The 21,581-nt window shown below is 39.4% G+C and carries 17 protein-coding genes and 2 pseudogenes; 11 read left to right on the top strand and 8 right to left on the bottom strand.

Translation table 11 applies throughout. The annotated features are described in order from the left end of the window. Positions 1-112: 112 nt before the first annotated feature. From MKP09_RS00370 to rsgA, 5 genes are all read left to right on the top strand, one after another. Positions 113-625 carry a 2,3,4,5-tetrahydropyridine-2,6-dicarboxylate N-succinyltransferase gene (locus MKP09_RS00370; protein ID WP_240825421.1) on the top strand — a complete coding sequence of 171 codons (513 nt, stop codon included), beginning with the start codon at positions 113-115 and terminating at the stop codon, positions 623-625. 17 nt (positions 626-642) lie between these two features. After that, positions 643-918 (top strand): 2,3,4,5-tetrahydropyridine-2,6-dicarboxylate N-succinyltransferase, encoded by a 276-nt coding sequence (locus MKP09_RS00365; RefSeq protein WP_240825419.1) that lies wholly within the window; start codon positions 643-645, stop codon positions 916-918. A gap of 122 nt (positions 919-1,040) precedes the next feature. After that, complete coding sequence (locus tag MKP09_RS00360; RefSeq protein WP_240825417.1) at positions 1,041-1,289, top strand: type II toxin-antitoxin system Phd/YefM family antitoxin; 249 nt, start codon at positions 1,041-1,043, stop codon at positions 1,287-1,289. Between the two features lie 14 nt (positions 1,290-1,303). Further along, positions 1,304-1,576 (top strand): Txe/YoeB family addiction module toxin, encoded by a 273-nt coding sequence (locus tag MKP09_RS00355; RefSeq protein ID WP_240825415.1) that lies wholly within the window; start codon positions 1,304-1,306, stop codon positions 1,574-1,576. 45 nt (positions 1,577-1,621) lie between these two features. Beyond that, positions 1,622-2,548, top strand: coding sequence for a ribosome small subunit-dependent GTPase A (rsgA, locus tag MKP09_RS00350; RefSeq protein ID WP_240825414.1), 927 nt, complete (start codon positions 1,622-1,624; stop codon positions 2,546-2,548). Positions 2,549-2,634: 86 nt separating this feature from the next. On the opposite strand, the gene MKP09_RS00345 is transcribed toward rsgA, so the two are convergent. Continuing rightward, positions 2,635-3,270, bottom strand: a complete 636-nt coding sequence (locus MKP09_RS00345) for a gamma carbonic anhydrase family protein (protein WP_240825403.1) — start codon at positions 3,268-3,270, stop codon at positions 2,635-2,637. Between the two features lie 294 nt (positions 3,271-3,564). On the opposite strand from MKP09_RS00345, the gene MKP09_RS00340 reads away from it, so the two are divergent. Beyond that, on the top strand, positions 3,565-5,547 hold the full coding sequence (locus MKP09_RS00340) for an SGNH/GDSL hydrolase family protein (RefSeq protein WP_240825401.1): 1,983 nt from the start codon (positions 3,565-3,567) through the stop codon (positions 5,545-5,547). 246 nt (positions 5,548-5,793) lie between these two features. Beyond that, positions 5,794-6,321, top strand: coding sequence for an O-acetyl-ADP-ribose deacetylase (locus tag MKP09_RS00335; protein ID WP_240825385.1), 528 nt, complete (start codon positions 5,794-5,796; stop codon positions 6,319-6,321). A 25-nt stretch (positions 6,322-6,346) separates the two neighbouring features. Here the strand turns inward: MKP09_RS00335 and MKP09_RS00330 are convergent, their stop codons facing one another. The 7 genes and pseudogenes from MKP09_RS00330 to MKP09_RS00305 all read right to left on the bottom strand — a co-directional run bounded on the left by MKP09_RS00330 (position 6,347) and on the right by MKP09_RS00305 (position 17,633). Further along, the gene (locus MKP09_RS00330) at positions 6,347-9,388 is read right to left on the bottom strand and encodes a SusC/RagA family TonB-linked outer membrane protein (RefSeq protein WP_240825383.1); all 3,042 of its coding nucleotides are present in this window, start codon (positions 9,386-9,388) and stop codon (positions 6,347-6,349) included. A gap of 52 nt (positions 9,389-9,440) precedes the next feature. After that, entirely contained in the window at positions 9,441-11,171 is a 1,731-nt protein-coding gene (locus MKP09_RS00325; protein ID WP_240825369.1) for a RagB/SusD family nutrient uptake outer membrane protein, read from the bottom strand. 28 nt (positions 11,172-11,199) lie between these two features. Beyond that, positions 11,200-14,286, bottom strand: a complete 3,087-nt coding sequence (locus MKP09_RS00320; protein WP_240825359.1) for a SusC/RagA family TonB-linked outer membrane protein — start codon at positions 14,284-14,286, stop codon at positions 11,200-11,202. Between the two features lie 48 nt (positions 14,287-14,334). Beyond that, the gene (locus MKP09_RS28525) at positions 14,335-14,484 is read right to left on the bottom strand and encodes a DUF8578 domain-containing protein (protein ID WP_449586398.1); all 150 of its coding nucleotides are present in this window, start codon (positions 14,482-14,484) and stop codon (positions 14,335-14,337) included. A gap of 226 nt (positions 14,485-14,710) precedes the next feature. Next, positions 14,711-15,334 (bottom strand): annotated as a pseudogene (locus MKP09_RS00315) (DUF4961 domain-containing protein); the annotation flags it as partial. A gap of 24 nt (positions 15,335-15,358) precedes the next feature. Beyond that, the gene (locus MKP09_RS00310; RefSeq protein WP_240825340.1) at positions 15,359-15,805 is read right to left on the bottom strand and encodes a DUF5004 domain-containing protein; all 447 of its coding nucleotides are present in this window, start codon (positions 15,803-15,805) and stop codon (positions 15,359-15,361) included. Between the two features lie 40 nt (positions 15,806-15,845). After that, positions 15,846-17,633 carry a RagB/SusD family nutrient uptake outer membrane protein gene (locus tag MKP09_RS00305; protein ID WP_240825338.1) on the bottom strand — a complete coding sequence of 596 codons (1,788 nt, stop codon included), beginning with the start codon at positions 17,631-17,633 and terminating at the stop codon, positions 15,846-15,848. 194 nt (positions 17,634-17,827) lie between these two features. On the opposite strand from MKP09_RS00305, the gene MKP09_RS00300 reads away from it, so the two are divergent. From MKP09_RS00300 to MKP09_RS00285, 4 genes and pseudogenes are all read left to right on the top strand, one after another. After that, a complete protein-coding gene (locus MKP09_RS00300) occupies positions 17,828-18,073 on the top strand; it encodes a hypothetical protein (protein WP_240825336.1) in 246 nt (81 codons plus the stop codon). Next, positions 18,067-18,742, top strand: a pseudogene (locus MKP09_RS27725) (prolipoprotein diacylglyceryl transferase). Before MKP09_RS00300 ends, MKP09_RS27725 begins: the two are co-directional and overlap by 7 nt. 202 nt (positions 18,743-18,944) lie before the next feature. Next, complete coding sequence (locus tag MKP09_RS00290) at positions 18,945-19,658, top strand: glycoside hydrolase family 38 N-terminal domain-containing protein (RefSeq protein ID WP_240825323.1); 714 nt, start codon at positions 18,945-18,947, stop codon at positions 19,656-19,658. Beyond that, complete coding sequence (locus MKP09_RS00285) at positions 19,655-21,490, top strand: glycoside hydrolase family 38 C-terminal domain-containing protein (RefSeq protein ID WP_240825321.1); 1,836 nt, start codon at positions 19,655-19,657, stop codon at positions 21,488-21,490. Before MKP09_RS00290 ends, MKP09_RS00285 begins: the two co-directional genes overlap by 4 nt. The last annotated feature ends 91 nt before the right edge of the window (positions 21,491-21,581 follow it).

Genomic DNA, 21,581 nt, shown 5'->3' with positions numbered 1-21,581 from the left:
ATATTTATAGATTGTCAAAAAAATATTTATTGCTTTTCCCCGCTCGCTACTCGCCATTTCCCTACTTGCTATTCATCATCCATCGTTATCTTTGCCGACACAAAATTTTTTTATGCAAGATTTAATTGTAGAAGCCTGGGGCAACCGGGAATTACTGAAAGACAAAAAATATAGCGATGCCATACGCGAGATAATTGAAGCGTTGGATAAAGGAAATTTACGGGTAGCAGAAAAACAAGGTGCAAAATGGGAAGTGAACGAATGGGTAAAACAAGCAATATTGATGTACTTTGCCATACAACCTATGCAAACATGGGATGTGGCTCCATTCGAGTTTTACGATAAAATGTTACTGAAAAAAGATTATGAGAAACAAGGCGTACGTGCGGTGCCTCATGCGGTAGCGCGATACGGTGCTTTTTTAGGAAAGAACGTGGTTCTTATGCCGTCCTATGTAAATATTGGCGCTTATGTTGATGAAGGTACAATGGTGGATACCTGGGCAACAGTAGGCAGTTGCGCACAGGTTGGCAAAGGCGTACACCTTAGTGGCGGTGTGGGTATCGGCGGCGTGTTGGAGCCTTTGCAGGCAACGCCGGTTATTTTGAAGACGGATGTTTTTTAGGTAGCCGCTCCATTGTTGTGGAAGGCGTGGTTGTAGAAAAAGAAGCAGTATTGGGCGCAAATGTAGTGCTGACAAAAAGCACCCGCATTATTGATGTAAGCAAAGAAGTGGCTATTGAAACCAAAGGCCGCATACCTGCACGTAGCGTGGTAATTCCCGGAACGTATAAAAAGAAATTTCCGGCAGGCGAATACCAGGTGCCTTGTGCGTTAATTATTGGTAAACGCAAAGCGAGCACCGATTTGAAAACGAGTTTGAATGACGCGCTTAGAGATTTTAATGTAGCGGTGTAGAAACAGTTCATGGTTCATAGTTGATAGCTTATGGCGTTCGCTATGAACCATGAACTATCAACTATTTTAGTTAGGCAATGCGTACGCTTTTCTGTACATTTGTATGTACTAAAAATAATATCATGCAAGCTGTATCCGTAACTCAGTTAAGAAGTAACATGAAGAAGTATTTAGACGATGTGTCAAAGTCTTCTGATATTATTGTTGTGTCAAGAGCTTCCGAAGAAGAGGCTGTTGTTATTTTGTCTATGAAAGAATATAATGCACTTAATGAAACGGGGCATTTATTATCAACGTCGGCAAACAGGCAAAGATTGCATGAATCGATAAAGCAGGTTACTGATAAGAAGACCCGGAAGTTCAAACTATAAAATAATCTTATAGTATGAATTTCGAGTTTACCGAAAACGGATGGAGCGATTTTGAATATTGGATAGAAACGGACAGTTCTGTTGTTGATAAAATTAAAGGCTTGCTTCACGAAATTAAAAAAACGCCATTTCAGGGGACGGGTAAACCTGAGCCGCTTCGGTATGATTTGAAGGGTTATTGGTCAAGAAGAATTACAGGAGAACACAGGCTTGTTTACAAAGTAGAGGGAAGGAAAGGTGTAGATCAAAAATGCTATATCTTACAGTGCCGTTTTCATTATGATTAAAAAAGAACGGCGGCAATATTCTATTGACTATTAACTATTGACTATTTGAAAGCGCTTGTATATAGATCCACCGGAAGCTGGTACATTGTAAAAGATGAGCAGGGCAAAATACACAATGCCCGCATGAAAGGGGTTTTTAAACTAGATGATATTACCAGCACCAACCCCATTGCTGTTGGCGATGAAGTGGAGATAGAAGTAGAAAATGAATTGGAATCATCGGCTACGATTACTGAAATTCTGCCGCGCAGAAATCATATCAACCGGCAGTCTCCAAGGGTTAAACATCATCAACATATTATTGCAGCCAATCTCGATCAATCTTTATTAATTGCTACATTAAAAGATCCACGCACTTCGCAAGGTTTTATCGACCGTTTTTTAGTTGTTTCCGAAATGTATCATGTACCGGCCATTATCATTTTTAATAAAATTGATATTTACCGTCAAAAGGAAGAAAAGAAGTTGGCGGAACTTTCTGAAATGTACCGATCACTTAACTATGGAGTTTATGCAATAAGTGTAGAGAAAAATCAGGGTATTGCGGAGCTACATCAGCTGTTAGAAAATAAAACTACATTGGTAAGTGGGCATAGCGGTGTAGGAAAATCTACTTTAGTAAATAATCTGTTACCCGGACAAGCAATTAAAACGCAGGATGTAAGCGGCTGGAGCGGCAAAGGAATGCACACCACTACTTTTGCTAATATGTACGATTTGCCAAGTGGAGGCCGGATTATTGATACGCCCGGCATTAGGGAGTTGGCCGCTTCCGGATTAGATAAAGAAGAGCTTTCGCATTATTTTCCTGAAATGCGCCAAAGGCTGAATAATTGTCACTACAATAATTGTATGCATATCAACGAACCAGACTGCGCCATCAAGCAGGCTGTAATTGATAAAGAAATTTCCGAAGACAGGTACGTGAGTTACGTGAATATTTTGGATAGTATTGAGAACAAAAATTATTAATGCTGTTCGAGGTGTCCTCGCTTCGAACTTCTATGCTGTCGCCTCCTGGCGATATTGCCTGATGCTTCAATGTATGCAACTCCCATTTACTTCGGCGCTTCATTCACTTCGTCAAACCAACTACTGTATTTCACATAATTATCAGCGATCCTGTTTATCTGCCCGTTTACCAATGCTTCCGAAATACTTTTTACCTTTTTAGCAGGCACTCCTGCGTAAATGCTTCCAGCTTCGCAAATCGTATTTTCTAAAACCACAGCGCCGGCTGCAATAATCGTGTTGCTATTTACAACAGCGTTATCCATTACGATAGCCCCCATCCCAATCAGTACATTATCATGAACCGTGCAGCCGTGCACAATGGCGTTATGTCCAATCGAAACATTATTGCCAATAGTTGTTGCTGCTCCCTCATACGTACAATGAATACAAGCTCCATCCTGCACATTTACCTTGTTGCCCATTTTTATAAAGTTCACATCGCCCCGCAACACCGCATTAAACCACACGCTACATTGCTCGCCCATCACCACATCGCCAACAATCGTGGCGTTCGGAGCTATAAAACAATTTTCGCCAAATACAGGCGCTTTCCCTTCAACTGATAAAATAACAGGCATAACTATAGTTTCGGCTAAGATAATAAAAGCACCAATAGAATCTATATTTGACCAGCTGTAAACACAGTTCATCACTCTTGTGTATTCAAAGGTATTATCCATCTTTTAAGCGGCTATTCTTATTCATACAGAGTTAATCTTTTATTAACGGTAAATATTTTTTATAATTTTGCTCTTATTATCTTAAGTGCATACACTTTGGCTTTACCTTCTTTGGTTGCTTAATCAGGCGGCCCGATATCTTTATCATAGTTTCAGGAGGTTCTTTTACGCATAAATATTTGTGGAAGAAAGATGAGCAAAATACATCCCACATTTATATAATTTCATGGTAATTTAGAGCATTCTTGCTTTGTAAACATTACATTTTTAATATTCTGAAAGAGCCAGCAATAAATGAAAAGAACTGCATTTTACATTATCTGTTTTACGATTCTCTTAATATTCCATCTTTCTGCCACAGCAGTAAATGCCCAGGAAAACTCTTCAAAAAAGGAATCTGTATGGAAAGGGTTTAAACGTATAGACTTTCAATTTCAAAACCGAAACGCCCGGATCATTTTCCCTAAAAAAGCTGAAAATGGAAACCCCTGGCTTTGGCGTGCTCGTTTTCCCGATTGGCATACTGACGCTGACAGCATTTTAGTTGCGTGTGGTTTTCATCTTGTATATATTAATACAGACGAATTATTGGGAAGCCCGCAAGCCATGCAGGTTTGGGATGATTTTTATGAGCATATCCGCTCACAATACAGCCTGCAACAAAAAGTAGCTTTGGTTGGTGTAAGCAGGGGCGGTTTGTATGTTTACAATTGGGCAAAGCGAAATCCCGAAAAGGTTTCATGCATTTATACAGAAGCACCTGTTTGTGATTTTAAGAGTTGGCCTGGTGGCTTTGGTAAAGGAGCGGGAAGCAAGGAAGACTGGGAGCTATTAAAAAAGGTGTATGATTTTAAAAATGATGCAGAAGCACTGAAATATGAAAACAATCCTGTTGACAACCTGGAAGCATTAGCAAAAGCTAAAGTTCCGATTATGCATATGATCGGCTTGGAAGATAGCATTGTTCCTTACGCTGAAAACACCAAAAGACTGGTTGAAAGATACCTGGAATTAGGCGGCCCGGCAACTGTTGTTCCCTGTGATGATTATGTAACTGGTGCACATGGCCATCATTTTGCAATAGAAACACCTGAACTTGTGGCTGATTATATTGCATATCATGCTGTCGATCACAGTAAGCTGCGCTCAGAGGATTTTCATACTTTTAAAAGTGGACTCAAAAATGCTCAGCTCAGCTTTCAGCAAAATAAATTTGGACGCATTGCTTTTTTAGGCGGATCCATCACTTATAACAATGGATGGCGCGATAGCCTGATGGCCTACTTTAAGACAAAATTCCCTCAAACAGCATTTGAGTTTATCAACGCAGGCATTCCCTCAATGGGCAGCACACCTGGTGCATTTAGGTTAGATAACGACGTGTTGTCAAAAGGTAAAATTGATTTGTTGTTTGTAGAAGCTGCAGTAAATGATGCAACCAACGAATATAGCAATACCGAGCAAATACGGGCGATGGAAGGAATTGTGCGCCATTTTAAAAAAGTTAATCCAACCGGAAATATTGTAATGATGCACTTTGTTGATCCGGAAAAAATAACAGAATATAATAATGGCAAAACCCCCGAAGTTATCAGCAACCATAATAAAGTAGCAGCGCATTATAAAGTTCCGGTTATCAATTTGGCTAAAGAAGTAACCGAACGTATCAACAATGACGAATTTACCTGGGACAATGATTTTAAAAATCTTCACCCCTCTCCTTTTGGGCAGGGTGTGTATGCACACTCCATGATTACTTTCTTAGAAAATGCTTTTTTAAAATATGTGAATGAAGATGATAAAATTGAAACAGAGGTCTTACCGGAAAAATTAGATGCTGATGCTTACGATAAAGGATATTTAATAGAACCCACTCAAAAATTATCTGCAAAAAGCTGGAAATATGAACCCAACTGGCAGCCAACAGATAATGTGGGAACACGGCCTAATTATACAAATGTGCCAATGTTAATTGGATCATATCCTGGTGGTGTTTTGCATTATGCATTTTCGGGAAAGGCTATTGGCATTGCTGTTGCGGCTGGGCCTGATGCGGGTTTGATTGAATACCGTGTCGATGGTGGCAAATGGCAAAAACTAAACCTCTTTACCAAATGGAGTAATTCGCTACATCTGCCCTGGTATTTTACATTATCCGGCGATCTTTCTGACAAGAAGCATATACTGGAATTAAAAATGGCTGCGGAAAAAGATGAAAGGAGTTTAGGTCGCACTTGTCGCATTCGTTACTTTTATGTAAATGGCGAAAAGTTATAACCTCCCCACGCTATATATAATTACGTTTTAGTAGTATATAACGTGAATTTTGGGTCTTTATTTCTTTATAAAAATACTATAGAACCATCGATAACAGTCATTCCGACCGTAGCGAAGCGGAGTGGAGGAATCTCACTGAAATGATGGAGATGCCTCGGCTGCGCTCGGCATGACGACGCTTAGCATGGAGCATCAAAAACAAAGAGCCAAAACTCAGGTTATATAAACTCTGCAGAAATTATTAAAATGAATCAAATAATAATTGTTAAAGGCGATATCACAAAATTAGAGGCAGACGCTATTGTTAACGCTGCAAACACTTCCCTTCTTGGTGGCGGTGGCGTTTACGGTGCGATTCACAGAGCGGGAGGAAAAGAGATTCTTGACGAATGTAAAAAAATTGTTGCCAGACAAGGTGGATGCAAAGTAGGCGAAGCGGTTATCACTATTGCAGGAAATCTGCCAGCTAAATTTGTTATTCATACCGTTGGACCAGTTTGGAACGGAGGAGTGAATAATGAAAATGAAAAACTGGAGCGCTGTTATTTAAACTCGCTACAACTGGCAACGGAAAACAAATGCAAAACAATTGCCTTCCCAAGCATCAGTACCGGCGTTTATAGATTTCCGAAAGATAAAGCTGCTAAAATAGCCATAACTGCTGTCAGGAAGTTTTTAAATATATCCGATCAAATTGAAAAGGTTTTTCTGATAAGTTTCGATGAAGAAAATTATTCCATTTTACAAAGTGAGCTAGAAGCTAGTGAAACTTAATACATCTCTGCTATACAGAATAATATTAAAAACCTATTTGTAATCCCAGGTTAATAACACGTTGATTCATGTAAGCATCGCCGGCTGTATTACTTGTCACTTCAGGATCTTGCTGATATAAATTATAATTGTTAAATGTTAGCAGATTGTAGCCGCTTACATAAAACCGGGCATTATTTATTTTAAATGGCAATAGCTTATTAGGCAATTGATATCCCAGGTCCACTGTTTTCAAACGAACATACCTTGCATCTATCAGCCAGAAAGAAGACTCATAAGAGCTTGGGCTATTTATAGAATTTGAATTCGTTGTTAGTCTTGGAAATTTTGCATCATTAGCATTATCTGGCGTCCATCTTAGCTGATGAATTGGCTGAAACTGGCTCTGCAAAGGCTCTATACCTGTTCCTTTAACAGAAAAACTATAGTTAAACGAGCCTTGGAAAAGTACGCTAAGGCTGAAACCTTTGTAGCTACAACCTAATGTTAAGCCAGCCGTGGTATTTGGTAAATTAGGTTTTCCTATCGGCGCTATATCATTTTCATCAATAACACCATCGCCATTAAGATCCTGATACTTTAAATCCCCGGGCTGAACTGGTATCAATGGTTTAGCGCTGTTCGCTATATCATTTTCATCCTGATAAAATCCTAAAAATGTGTAGCCGAAAGTTTGTCCTATAGAATGTCCGGTACGTAAAAGCCAGGGAAATGCAGGCGTTGCTTCATCCTGGAAAAGAATTTTATTTTTTGCATACGAGAATACACCCGTTATATTATATTGAAAATCCCTGATATTATTTCTATAAGATATCTGCCCGTCAAAACCACTATTCAATACACGGCCGATATTAAACCTTGCAGTTCCAACACCCAGTATTTGAGAAATAGATCCACGCGTTATAAGCTGGTCATATCGGATATCTCTGAAATAATCAATGGTCATTGATATCTTATCATTAAGCATATTCAAGTCAATCCCTATATCTAACTTTTTGGCCTTTTCCCATGTAACATTGCTGTTACCTAAATCTCCTTCAAAAATAGAAGGATAATTTACAACACTGCTCTCTCCAAATGGGTAACCATCGCCATCCTCATATTGTTGTGTATATAAATACCTGTTACCAACCACAACATCGGAGCCAACCACACCATAAGAGCCTCTTAATTTCAAAAGATTAATACTTTTAACGTTGAAAAATTTCTCGTTACTGATATTCCACCCCAATCCTAATGCAGGAAAGAGGCCATATCGTTCGCCAGATTGAAACCTGTCCGAACCATTGTAACCAAGGTTAAAATCCAGCAAATATTTTTGAAGATAATCGTATCCTATCTTAAAACTATATCCTTGAAATTTATTAGGTACAGCAGCACTTTTCTGATCGGTAAAACTTTGTCGATTAAAAAGTAGCAATGAAGAAAAATGATGAGCATTGAAAGTACGGTCGTAATTCAAAAACCCCTGCAAATTAATATTTTTATTATACGCATCAGTTACACCAACCAATGTATATCCTGATAACTGATACTGGCCTCTTGGATCTAAAGTATAACTACCGTCTTCAGGATTATAGTAATATGATGGCGGCGAGTATCCGTCAAACACGCCACCTCTGAATAACTGGCGGGAAGCCAACTCTGTACTTGCATAAGCAATACGCCCATTAAATGATAACCCTTTTGTTATCATATCAAGCTTTTCTATTACTCCGAACAACACATTAAAGTCGCTGCGTTTGTCTCTTTGATATCCGCTGTTTGCCAATCGTGCATTCAGTGTTGAAAGATTTCCTGGATTGTAACGATCGTAAGCGTAGCTTCCATTAGGGTTTAGAAATGGAGCAGAATAAGGCCTTATTTTTTGAAAATTGTAAATTTCCGATACAATGTTTTGCGCATGAGGCTGGTTAATATCGCCGAACCTGGTTGTCACATCCAGCCTAACCGAAAGGCTTTTTGATGCTTTTATATCAAGATTGCTTCTAAAATTATAACGTCTGAAATAATAGTTATTATTTACCTCATTTCTCGGATCAGAGAAGTCTCTTAATGCTCCGTTTTGAACAAGAGCTCCACCCGATACAAAATATCTAACGACATCATTTCCGCCTGATACATCAATATTATTATTGGTTTGAAGTGAATAAGATTTAAAAATTGCTTCGTACCAATTTACATCGGGATGCCCATAAGGATCATCTCCTGTTCTGAAATGTTCCAGGTCGTCCTGCGAAAAAGGAGCGTTAAGTCCATCGTTTGTATATGCCTCATTTTCTAACAAAACACTATTGTAAGCATTTAAAAAATTGAGTTTTCGTACAGGACTCTGCAACCCACCTTCAATTCTTGCATTGATCTTTGGTTTTCCGCTGGCGCCTCTTCGGGTAGTTACAATGAGTACACCATTGGCTCCTTTTATACCATACACAGCAGTTGTAGAGGCATCTTTAAGAATAGTGATGTTTTCGATTTCGTTAACGTTGATCTGGGATAACTGCTCGTAAGTATATTCTATATCATCTACAATGATCAAAGGTTTATTACCATCAGGATTTAATGAACTGATACCTCTGATAAAAAAATCAGAAGCATCTTTACCTGGCTGACCTGATCTTTGTTGCGAAAAGAAACCCGGCAATCTTCCGGTTAACGCATTTTGAACATTGGCAGTAGGAACCGTTCTGATAGCTTCAGCAGAAATAGCACTTGTGGCGCCGGTATTTGTTACGCGCTTCTTGGTTCCGTAACCAACAATCACTACTTCATCCATCCCCTGCGCATTTGATTGCATAGTAATTTCCAGGGCGGTGTCTTGTTCTGGCTTTATCTCAAAATTAAGATACCCTACCAACGAAAACACGAGCGTGTTATTTATATCTGCTAATATTGAAAAACGGCCGGCCTCATCAGTTGTTGATCCGCCAGAAGCCTCCTTAACGGTAACAGAAACACCTCGCAACGGACCCATGTTATCCTTTACGATCCCAGAGATCTCTCTTTGCTGTGCCCAAAGTGAGCCAGCAAAAAGTAAGCATATCACTAACAAATAAATACGATGCATAAGAAAAGCTATTAACCAGTTTTAATTATATATTTCGATCCGAATCCAAATATTACCATCCCGGGTTTTGAACCATATTGGGATTTTTTACTACTTCGTCGTAAGGTATAGGGTATAAGTATTGTCTTGTTGCAAACATTGGAGTAAACACTTCTGAAACAGTATAACTAAGCCTTCCAGACGATCCTTTAATAATACTCATTCCATGAAGCGCGGTATTTACAGCGGTTTCGGCAATTTTCCACCGTCTTAAATCCCAGTATCGATGCTCCTCGAATGCAAGTTCAATTCGTCTTTCATTTCTAATAGCCTGCCGCATTTCTTCTTTGCTCATGCCTGCAGAAACACCATACATTCCATCAGCACCTTCTTCTATGCCAGCACGTTTTCTAAGGTTGATCAGCACTTGGTAAACATCATTATCAGGGCCAGAAAATTCATTGCGTGCTTCTGCAAAATTTAAAAGCACTTCAGCATATCTAAAAAGAATAAAATCATGAAATTGATCGGAAAAATTATTTTGAGCTTCAAAAGGCCCCATGAACTTTCTCATGTAGTAACCAGTTTTTGTTTCTACATTTAAATTGCCTGGGTGGCTTCTTCCTCCTTCAAACGTCTCAAGACTCGTATTCAACCATTGATGCCCATTATAGAGGATCGTCATGTCCAACCTGGGATCACGGTTTGTGTAAGGATTGCCAATATCGTATCCTGAAGCTGGGTCATTAATATTTAGACCATTTTTCATAGGAAAAGCATCCACCAACTCCTGCGTCGGACTTGTTATTCCATTAGCCGTACCAGGCGAAAAACCAACAGGGCCATTATTTACTTCTATCGCAGTGCTTCTACTATCAAGTCTGGCCAAAATAACTTCCTTGTTTGTTTTACCATTAACACCATCAACCGTGATAAAAATGTCCGAAAACAAAGTTGGTACCAGGTCATATTCGTTTCTATCAATTAATTCCTTTGCAGCGTCTGCGGCCAATTTCCAACGGTTATTATCAACATCTGTATAACCGGTTTTATCATTTCCTGATTCTATATTTCCTCCATTAAAGAGCGGGCTTGCGGCATATAGCAATACGCGAGACTTTAATGCCATACCAGCGCCGCGCGTAATGGAATGATATTCGCCGGTTGCTTTTGTTTGTGTAATGGTTCGCAAACTATCTTCAATCGCATCGCACTCGCTTACTATATAATCCACACATTGCTTAAAACTATTGCGTGGTATTTTTACATCGTCGCCCAGCACCCAGACATTATCCCCCGTGATTGGTACACCGCCATAACGCTTTATTAATTCGAAATACAACAACGAACGTACAAACCTTGCTTCTGCTTTATAAGCATGCTTTTTAGGGAACCCCGGAACTACGATTTTATTAAGCGGAACTCTGTCTATATTATTGATAAATATGTTTGCTTTCCTGATGCCTGCATAACAGATGCCCCACATGTTTTCGGGTGCTGGCAATGTTGAAGAATTATAACCGCCTGTAGCCAACTTGAATACATCTGAACTGCCTGTTCCTGATGAAACCGCATCATCCGAAGCTGCATCCAATAAGTCAGGACCTACCCGATTATACCCCTTTGGCAAAGTGTTGTAAATGCCGCTTAAATATCTTTCAGCATTAACGCCTAAAGAATCCGCACTGTCAAATATGTAATCTATCGTAGTCAACTCCAGCGGGATTTTTTCAATATTCTTGGCACAAGAACATATCAACACCGCGCTACCGATCAGGCTTTTATAGAAAATGTTCTTCATCATAATGATTTATATTTTGAATTGAGCTGATCTAAAATTTTACGTTGATGCCTATATTATATACTCTTTGTATAGGGTAAGCACCATACCCCACTTCAGGATCGACACGGTCATAAGCCGACCATGTAAACAGGTTTTGCGCATTGGCAAAAGCAGTTAATCCTGCTACTTTAAATCTTGAAGTCCACTTGTACGGAAATGTATATTGAAGATTGATGTTTTTAATGCGCCAGTAATCACCCGAATGCATCCAGAATGTACTACTGCTTAAAGTGTACGCATCGCCGAAACCTCCGTTTGCCTTTAACCTCGGATAAGTAGCAGTAGCAGCGGTTTCAGGTGTCCATCTGTTCAAAAGCTGCTCATACATTTGCCCATATACCTGGCCGTTGGCGCGTAAAATCTCTGTATCCCAACTGTCTATATAAAGGTTTCTATTTTTAACTCCTTGAAAAAGGATACTAAAGCCAACACCTTTGTAATTAAAGCCAGTTGTTAATCCATAATATAATAATGGCTTAGTACTACCAATAGCAGTCAAATCAAACTGATCTATGACGCCGTCATTATTAAGATCCCGATATTTTATATCGCCCGGGGCCACCTCGTAGCCTGCTATAATAGCACTGTTGGCAACTTCCTCTTCTGTTTGAAAAAATCCGTCAGCTATATATCCAAACCTTTGCCCTACCGGAACGCCGGTCCTTTCATTCCAGGAATATTCGCGCATTTGTTCATCCATAAACAAAGCTTTGCTTTGTTCCAAAGAAGCATTGGCAGTAACGTAGTAGTTAAAAGAACGTATGTTGTTCTGATAGGTCACTAAAAGTTCAGAACCTGTGTAAAGATTTTTACCAATGTTTTCTGCCGGGTAGGCGGTTCCCAACAACTCAATATTTCCTCCTCTTACCTGCAGCAAATTGAAATACATATCTCTATAGAAATCTGCATTGATCACTAAATGGTTTTTAAATAATCCGATGTCCAGGCCCACATTAAACTTGTTTCCTTCTTCCCAGCTAATAGTTGAGTTAGCCAATCCATTCTCTACCATTGCTATTTGTGCCCTGATGTGATCAATACCTGATATACCCGTCTGATCATTGTTCTGAGAATATGATTGACGCCAGATAAAATAACCGGAATTATCAACTCCATTACCTGTGTGAGCATAGGTTGCTCTTAGTTTAAGTTGATTAAGCCAACTTACATTATCCTTTATAAAATTTTCCTTTGCGATGTTCCATCCCGCGCCAGCGGAATAAAACATTCCATATTGTTTGCCCGGTGGATACCTGTCGTAGCCGCTATAATTTGCTGCGGCTTCTAGTATATATTTTTCAAGATAATTATACTCACCCTTAAGCATGTAATTGGTTGCTGTACCTGGCAAATCAAAGTTCAGCGTTGACCTCCGCATGTCAGCCATCAAATAGCCAGTGAATGAATGGCCCGTTGGTAATGATTTTGAATAACCGACCTGCCCCTGCGCATACCAGTACCTTGCATTTGATATAGCATAGAAGTTATTTGCCTGCGCGTTAGCGTTACCATAGCGGGCATATGTAATATCAGATTCGTCAGCACCTACCTGCATTTGAAATACAGGAACTCTTAAGCTTCTATCAGTTAAGGTGGCAGATTGAACAGACAAATTACCATTAAACTTCGCCCATAAACCCTTTAGCCATGCATCAAAATTATATTTAAGATCAAGGTTTGCCATAATATCCCGATCATTATTCATCATGTATCCTGAATTATCAAGTGATGCCTTCAGGTTTGTCTGAAAGGAATTATTTCCTCCAAAAGAACCATCGGGATTGTAGATCGGATACCCATTATTTGGCGTACGCAACAGGTTTTCAAGTATGCTACTTACGGTTGCACCGGGCTGGTTACCATCTTGTATACGGCCAAATAATTGAACACCAACCTGGAAATATTTGGTAACATCAATCTCTACTTTGGAGTTGATAAGATAACGTTGAAGCTGTAACGTTGCATCAGGATTGGATGTATTCAGTAAACCCTCCTGGTTCATATAATTTAACGATACCATATACCGGGCAACGTTCCCGCCGCCGCCAAGATTAAGGTTATACCTGTAAAGCGGCGCTCTTCGTTCTTTCATTACCTTATCATACCAATTTACATCCGGATACCTGTATGGATTATCTCCCCTTTTAAAAGCTTCCAGATCAGAAACGTTATACACTGTCTTTCTACCTTCATTTTGCAATGCTTCATTTACCAGGTATGCGTAATCGAAAGCACTTACCGGCTTAGGTAACTTCATAGGTTCCTGTATGCCCACCTGCGCTGAAAAGGATAATTGCGGCGGACCAAGCTGCGGCTTTTTAGTAGTAACTAACATTACACCTCTTGAACTTCGCTGACCTAATGCAATCGATGACATCCCATCTTTTAACACAGATATGCTTTCGATACTCTCTGGATCAAGTGAAAAAATATTCCTTTGAATTCCATCAACTACAATTACCGGAGCCTGCCCCCGTAACCTTAATCCAATTTCGTTATTATCGCTAAAGGCATTCAGCCCAGTTCTGGCAAGTGTTCCAGCCAGATCGCTTACCGAATTAGCCTCATTGGTAGCTGAAAACGACCTGAATCCCTGGGTTTGTTGCGTGTAAAGGCCTGGTAACCGTCCAGGTAATGCATATGCATAAAGTGTGGCTGGAGTTGTTGCTAATTGAGATGTATAAACTGTGGAAATGGCACCTACAGAAAGATCAAGCTTTTTTTGATCGTATAATAAATCAACGCTATCTGTTTGCACCAAAAACTTTTTCCTAAGCTGAATGGAGATATTTTTATCGCCTATTTTAGCGTGGTAGTAAGCCACATCGAAACCTTTCCCCGAAAAAATAAGCGTTGCATTGGTTGCAGCCTGAATTTCAAAAGCACCGTTCTCATTACTTAAAACGTTTTGCCCTGTCGCCTCTTCCCGAACTTCAACACCCTGGAGCCCGTGCCCAAATTCGTCAACTACCTTGCCCTTAAGAAGCTGATTGTTTTGAGCAGCACTTATATTGTAAAGCAAGAGGCTTATGAAGAAAACAACCACCCGCCTGTAATTAGAATTAAACCGCAGCATAAATGTATTTCAGTTTATATATTGAAATGGTATCAACGATCGAATGACCTACTGACAATTAAATGTGTATTTAAACGGATCTGAAGGAGACGAGCTTCCGCCGTATCCAACCTTTATCGTGCCTGTCGCATTCGTTAAGAAATATTCCATTCTGGTAAGTGTCTGATTTTCGGTTAAACCGAAAAAGACCGTGGCCAAAAATCAAATCGATACTTTTTAATGCCGGGTGCAGGTTTAAACTCGCTCTTCTCATTTGGCGTACACAACTCAATTGTTTGGCCATCACTTGTGTATCCCTTCGCACATAGAAAGATCCGCTTTCATCGCTTAGTGGTGTGGGCAAAAGATCTCCATCATAAAATATGGTTTGAATATCATTATCTGTGGACTTGGCAAGTTCCATCATTGCGATCTGTGGATTCACAAAATCGATCAGGTCGCCTGTTCCGTTTTCAACGGTCAATCTTGCATATTTACCGTCATGATATTTATCATTTCCCGGTGCTTCTAAGCCGTTGGAAGTATTACCTACAAAATAGGCCAGGTTCACCAACATGTTTTGTTCACCAACTTTAGTGACTACTTTTACTTCAAATGTGATGCTTTGATTTACATCATAAGTTTTTGTAGAACGAAAAACCACCCATTCCAGATCATTGATCAGGTTTCCCATCAAAGCATAACGTTTGTCCTGCATCAGAGCATCAGCCCAGGGTAGCTGTGAAGTAGTTTCCCTTTCTGAAGCAGGCATCAGGCTCATCTTTTCGTTATTGGCGCTTAGAGCAGTACAGGTATAAAAAACCGATGTATTTTTAGAAGCCTGCCAGGATTTGGGAACCAAAAAACCTATAACCAGCGTTTTATTGGGATTAGTTCCGCCCACGTCAATTTTGCAATTCATAATACTGGTAAGTGTTTCATTTGCATTAATAGAAGCAGGTTGATCGATGCTAACAATATCTGTACTACAGGCAACAATAAGCGCAAGCAGAACCACTACGCTAAAAAACTTCCAAAAATTCCTTCTCTTGAAAAATTTGACTCTCATATATCAGGTTGAAAAGTGATCGGTTTATTTTACTTCTACTAGCGAATATTGGTACGTATTCAAACTGCATCCGGGCGATCCTGTTAAAATAATTCGACGGCTTTCGCCAACAACAGGATAGTTAAATTCATTTGTAAAAGTTTCTGCCGACCCGGCCTGACTGAATGAAATACGCAACGGATGCGTTGGATCATCTAATGACCAGGAGCCATTTTTAGATACCACAAATGGAACCTGATTATTGATGACATAAGTGCCATTGTCTTTAAATTCTATACTAAATGGCGTGAAGTCGAAAAAGCTGGTTATATCTACACCGTTTCTCGTAACGCCGGAAATTTTCCATGTGCCTATGACATTTTTGTTCGACTCGGAAACAGACTTAGTAGATTCTTTTGTGCAGGAACTGGCACAAAACAGCGCCAGTAAAATACAGAGCGTTAAAATATAAGATTGAACAGGTTTCATCATTTTTCAGTTTGGCAGTTGACAATTTCTTGGCCGCGTTACATTAATTACTGGTAGTGCTCCAGTAAGGATTCTGTAATAAAAATTCTGATTTAGCTACTTCGCTTTGAGGAACAGGAAATAAATACATAGCGTTTCTAAAATTCCTTTTACGCACATTAAATACTTCGAATAACGGAGCTGAACCAGAATTTCTGGTAACCTTCATACCATGCATTGTGGTATTTTCCGTATTGGCTGCAATCATCCATCTACGCACATCCCAAAACCAATGCTCTTCAAAAGCCAGTTCAACTCTTCTTTCATTCCTTATGATTTCCCTCATCTCATCTTTGGACAAGCCCACAGTTAAACCATACAGATTATCAGATCCTGGCAAAATACCAGCACGTTTTCTTAGAGCGATTATTGCATCATACACTTCCTGCGTCGGGCCCAGGTACTCGTTTTCTGCTTCAGCAAAATCTAAATACATTTCCCCGAGTCTTAACAAAGGCCAGCACCGTTCTGCCCCGTGTATACTATTTCCCGCAAGATCCGGCTTCAACATTTTGTTTACGTAATATCCCGTTGTGGTTCTTTTAAAAACTGCATCTGCACCGGCGTCTACATATAACTTTAATGGCTGCCCCATAATGGGTTGAATAAAATCTGTGTATAAAACGATCAGCGACGAATCGTGCATAATGGTATGCTCCAACCGTGGGTCACGATTATCATAAGGCCTACTTGCATTGTAGCCCGAATTAGCATCTGTTATCAGCTTTCCATCTATCATAGGAAAAGCATCTACCAACTCCTGATAAGGGTAAGCGCCGTGGCCATCACCGCCCCTGCTGGGAGGCATCCATACACTTTCAAAATCTCGTGTACCATTTTGCATCCTTGCAAAAATGTATTCACTATTTACGCGGCGATAGAACATATCCCTGAATGGCGGAATTGTAACGCCAGAAACCTGATTGGAAGTATTATATAATGTAAATGTTCCTAAAGAAATTACCATTCTTGCCGCATCAGCAGCCAGTTTCCATCTTTCATTGCTTGCTGCATTATAGCCAACTATCGACCTCAATGGTTCACTAACACCCGTATTAAAGGCATTATTTCCATTAAATAATGGACTGGCTGCATATAGCAACACGCGCGCTTTTAAGGCGAGGCAGGCACCTGCACCAGCGCGGCCATATTCAAGCCCTTGCTGCCTTACAGGCAAATCAGTAGCGGCAGCGTTACATTCAGCAACAATGTAATTGACACATTCTTCAAAACTGTTTCGGCTGGCTGTGATCTGCTGATTATCTGAAAATATACTGTCGCCCACTAACGGAACGCCACCATAATGTTTTAAAAGGGTAAAGTAATACCAAGCCCTTAAAAAGCGTGCTTCAGCAGCAGTTCGCTTCCTTAGAAACTCTGCAAAGGGAAGTGTTGTACTATGTTTAAGATAAAGGTTGACTGCCCTGATTTGCGAATAGCATGTTTTCCAGGCATCATCCATTACTGTGGCTGGTGTAATGGAACCATCCGCAAAACCTGTTGAAGTAGCAGCTACCCCAACCCTGGGCACGTCAGCTTCAGAAGAAGCAGCATCGAGCCCACCGTTATCATTGAATCTAACCGGATTAAAACTAAACCCGACCTTTGAATAAATATTACTCAAAAAGCTCATAACGTAAGCACTGTCGCTAAAAACCGTTTGCTCGTTAAGATTAGTAGTGGTTGTTTCTTCCAAAAATTTACTTTTTGAACAGCTTGTTACCAGTAACAACACGGCAACAACCAATACAGTCAGTTTGCCTAACAGCTTTGCATGGTTAAATATCTTCATATTAAAGAATCGTTTATCGTTCCTATATATTAAGTAACCTTACCATAACAATACCTCCATCCTCATTTTTTTATTCTTAACATCTTTTAGTTAGTGGTATTCCATTTCAAATGTGTCCAATATTGCAAAGTTGAAAGTGACTGAGGCCATAGTATAAATAGAAGTATATTCACCTGGTAAAACGGTAGCTAAAAGTGTATCCTGATCTATATTATTTATTCAGAGAAGTATTGGGCTTAGAGTGGCCTTTTCTTCATCATATTACCACATTTGGCTTTTCAATAGCGCTTTCTTTTATAGTTGGACTTTATTTTTTAAAGAAATATCTTTTAGAAAAAGAAGCAGCAGGATACTTTATCACAAAAAAGCTTGCCTGGTTGATCCAACTAAACCGGCAAAAGTATTACCCAGTAAAAGTGTTGCCTCCTGGTCGTTGTTAGCAACAATTGCCGGAATTATTGGCGGCAAAGTTTTTTATATACTGGAAAATTATAGCCGCTCGCAATCCACATCGGAAGTATTTTCTTTTGCCGGTATCAATTTTTATGGCTCGTTAATTTCAGCTTTATTAGTTACCTGCGTTTTTTCTATGTAAACAATATCAAACCTCTTTATTTATTGGATGCAACTGCGCCGGGATTTATGATTGCTTATTGCATTGGGAGGCTGGGTTGTCATGTTTCGGGCGATGGCGATTGGGGACGCATCAATAATGTGGAAAAGCCATTTGCCTGGATACCTGACGGATTTTGGGCATACCAATACCCGCATAATCTTATAAGAGAAGGCAGCATCATGCTCCGATGTGACTGGGGTAATTATTGTTATCAACTTGATCAAGCTGTCTTTCCTACATCTTTATGGGAAGCCATCATTTGTTTTTTATTATTCTTACTTCTTTGGAGTTGGCGAAAAAAATAATCGTACCAGGCCTCTTGTTAAGCTTCTATTTAATCCTCAGCGGTATTGAGCGCTTCCTAGTAGAAATGATACGCGTAAACCCAGTTATTGATGCACTCAATATAACTCAGGCTCAACTGGTAAGTATTATGATGATTTTGGCGGGAATAATCCTTATGGTCACTCGGAGTAAAGAACCTTTGTCCTGATCAACTTATTTATATTAGCCAATTAATTTGCATGCTTACAAATAATCAACATTCGATTTCAATATAGAATAAACTAAGTCAACTGCAATTAGTTTACTGCTATCTTCATCTAACTTTTATTTTATATTGAATTGCAAAAACCAATATATTTCAGCTTTTAAAGATTATTAACGCACAGACATAGCGGAAAAAAAATACTAAGGTGACAATACTAAGGAGCTATATCTATTATAAAATGAAATTGTGTACATCCGTCCTTACCCTCGTTATATGTTTTGTCGTTATCAGCAATATTACTTCAGCCCAAAACACCTATTTTATTGATGGTTATCATGGCGGCATATATGGCCATTATCCCAAAAATTTCACAGATTTTATTCTTAAAAATCTTGACAAAAAACCCGACTGGAATATTAACTTGGAAATTGAACCTGAAACATGGGATAGCGTTAAAGCCAGGTATCCTGAAGCATATACAAGGTTTAAAAGTTATTATGAAAAGCAATATCCCAAAAACAGCCGAATAGAATTTGTAAATCCTGCTTATGGACAGAGTTACTTTTTTAATGTTTCAGGTGAGAGCATTATCCGTCATTTTGAATATGGCATTAAAAAAATGAAGGAACATTTTCCAAATGCCACGTTTGATACTTATTCTTCGGAAGAGCCCTGTTTTACAAGCGCTTTACCTTTCATTCTAAAATCCTTCGGTTTCAAATATGCTTCGCTAAAAAACCCAAATACATGTTGGGGAGGTTACACAAGGGCTTTTGGTGGGGAGATCTTAAACTGGGTTGGGCCTGAAGGAACTAAAATCCCAACGGTTCCCAGGTATGGCTCAGAAAAATTAGTGAATTTCTCAACCTGGCAAACGCAAGCCTGGACCAACTCTGACGATTTTTTTCAGATGCTATGAAGCAAGGTATCAAAAATCCAATCGGTATGTGCCTTCAGGATGCGGGCTGGAAAACTGGTCCCTGGCTTAATGCCAAGCAAAGCAATACCCGATACATTACCTGGTATGACTATTTCAAGAATGTGGCGGCTAAGCCAACAACAGACTGGAATGTAACGCAGGAAGATATACAGGTTAGCCTGGTGTGGGGTTCTCAAAAACTACAGCAGATAGCGCAAAGAGTTCGATCAACTGAAAATAAATTAATACAAGTTGAAAAACTCAGCGCCATTGCACAACTGCATGGCGTTTACAACAGACCAGACGATCTGATTGATGAAGCCTGGCGAAATTTATTGTTGGCGCAACATCATGATTGCTGGATTGTACCAATCCATTGGTTTAAAAAAGCAATGCAATGGCTCGATAAAAGCGACCAGCTCGCTGAAGATATTATAGCAGACTGCAAAAAGCAATTAACAACTACTAATAATAAAGCAATAACGATAATCAATACGTCTGGCGTTCAACGAAAGGAAATAGTAAGAGTAAAGCTTCCATTAATAGCAGCAAATAAAAGTATTGCAATTGAAAAAGCAGATGGCACAAAGGTTCTATCACAAATAAACAAATCTTCGTCTATCGATTCGATAGAAGTAATCTTTCAAGCCGAAGTGCCTGCAACAGCCGCTTCAATATATAAGATTGTGGAGAAGAAGAACAACACCGCAGTAAAACAAAACAATCAACACAAGGAAAATAATTATTTATTAGAAACAGATCTTTACCGGCTTGGCTTAGATCCTGCAACCGGAGCTGTAAAAAGCCTGATCACAAAAAAGGATGATAAAGAATGGATCGATAAAACCACAAGTAAACGGTTTAATGAAATTGGCGGATACTTTTATAATCAACAGCGTTTTCTATCATCAATTGATCAGAAGAATGAAATTCGTATTTTGGAAAATGGGCCGCTCGAAAAAACTGCAGAAATAACAGGAAAAATCGGAGACCATAGCTTTGTGCAAAAGATCAGCCTTAAAACTGGCCAGCCAGCCATCGATTTTGAAACAACCATTCGCTGGAAAAACAGTGAGGGCGTTGGTGATGGCCATGCGCAGAGAGGTGGTTATGATAGTAAAGATGTTAAGAAAGCGTTTTATGTAGATACTTCAAAACTTTGTATATACTTTCCGACAAGCTTGCACGATATGAAGGTTTATAAAGATGCGCCTTTTGATGTAACCGAAAGCCGTCTTGATAATACATTTTTCAGTACCTGGGACAGTATTAAAAATAATATCATCTATCGTTGGGTGGATATTGCAGACAGGAAACAGAATAAAGGGTTAGCGTTGTTTTCAGACCATACAACCAGCTATTCACAGGGCAAAAATTTTCCTTTAGCGCTAACGATCGCATACAGTGGCATGGGTTTGTGGAATGGTAATTATCAGCTTCAGGATTCAACAGAAATCAATTACGCTGTCATACCGCATTCCGGTAAATGGGACGATGCAAAACTTAATACAGCCGCCAGTAATATTGCAGAACCATTAATTGTCATCCCCGGTAATATAAAAAGAGATTTAAAAAGCATAATCGATCTTTCAGAAACCGGCTACGAACTAACCTCTTTTAACTTAAAAAATAATAAGTTGATTGCAAGATTCTATAATGCGGAAGGAAAAACCACTCCTGTAAATATTAAAATTTTCAAACCTTTTGAAAAAGCAACATGGATAAATCTGGATGGCACGCCAAACACAAAAGCTAAGGTAAATGGCAAAGCAGTAATGACAGCATTACCAAAGCATGGCATTGCTACACTTGAAATTACATTGACAAACTAAAGTCATCAGGAAACGGCACCAACAATCATTGCATCTTCACCTAAGCTGGCAATTCTTACAGGAATAGAAATACCTTCATCGCGCAAGCGCT

It is taken from the genome of Paraniabella ginsengisoli, assembly GCF_022513635.1.
Taxonomy (GTDB): domain Bacteria; phylum Bacteroidota; class Bacteroidia; order Chitinophagales; family Chitinophagaceae; genus Niabella; species Niabella ginsengisoli.
This window is presented reverse-complemented; position numbering and strand designations above follow the sequence as displayed.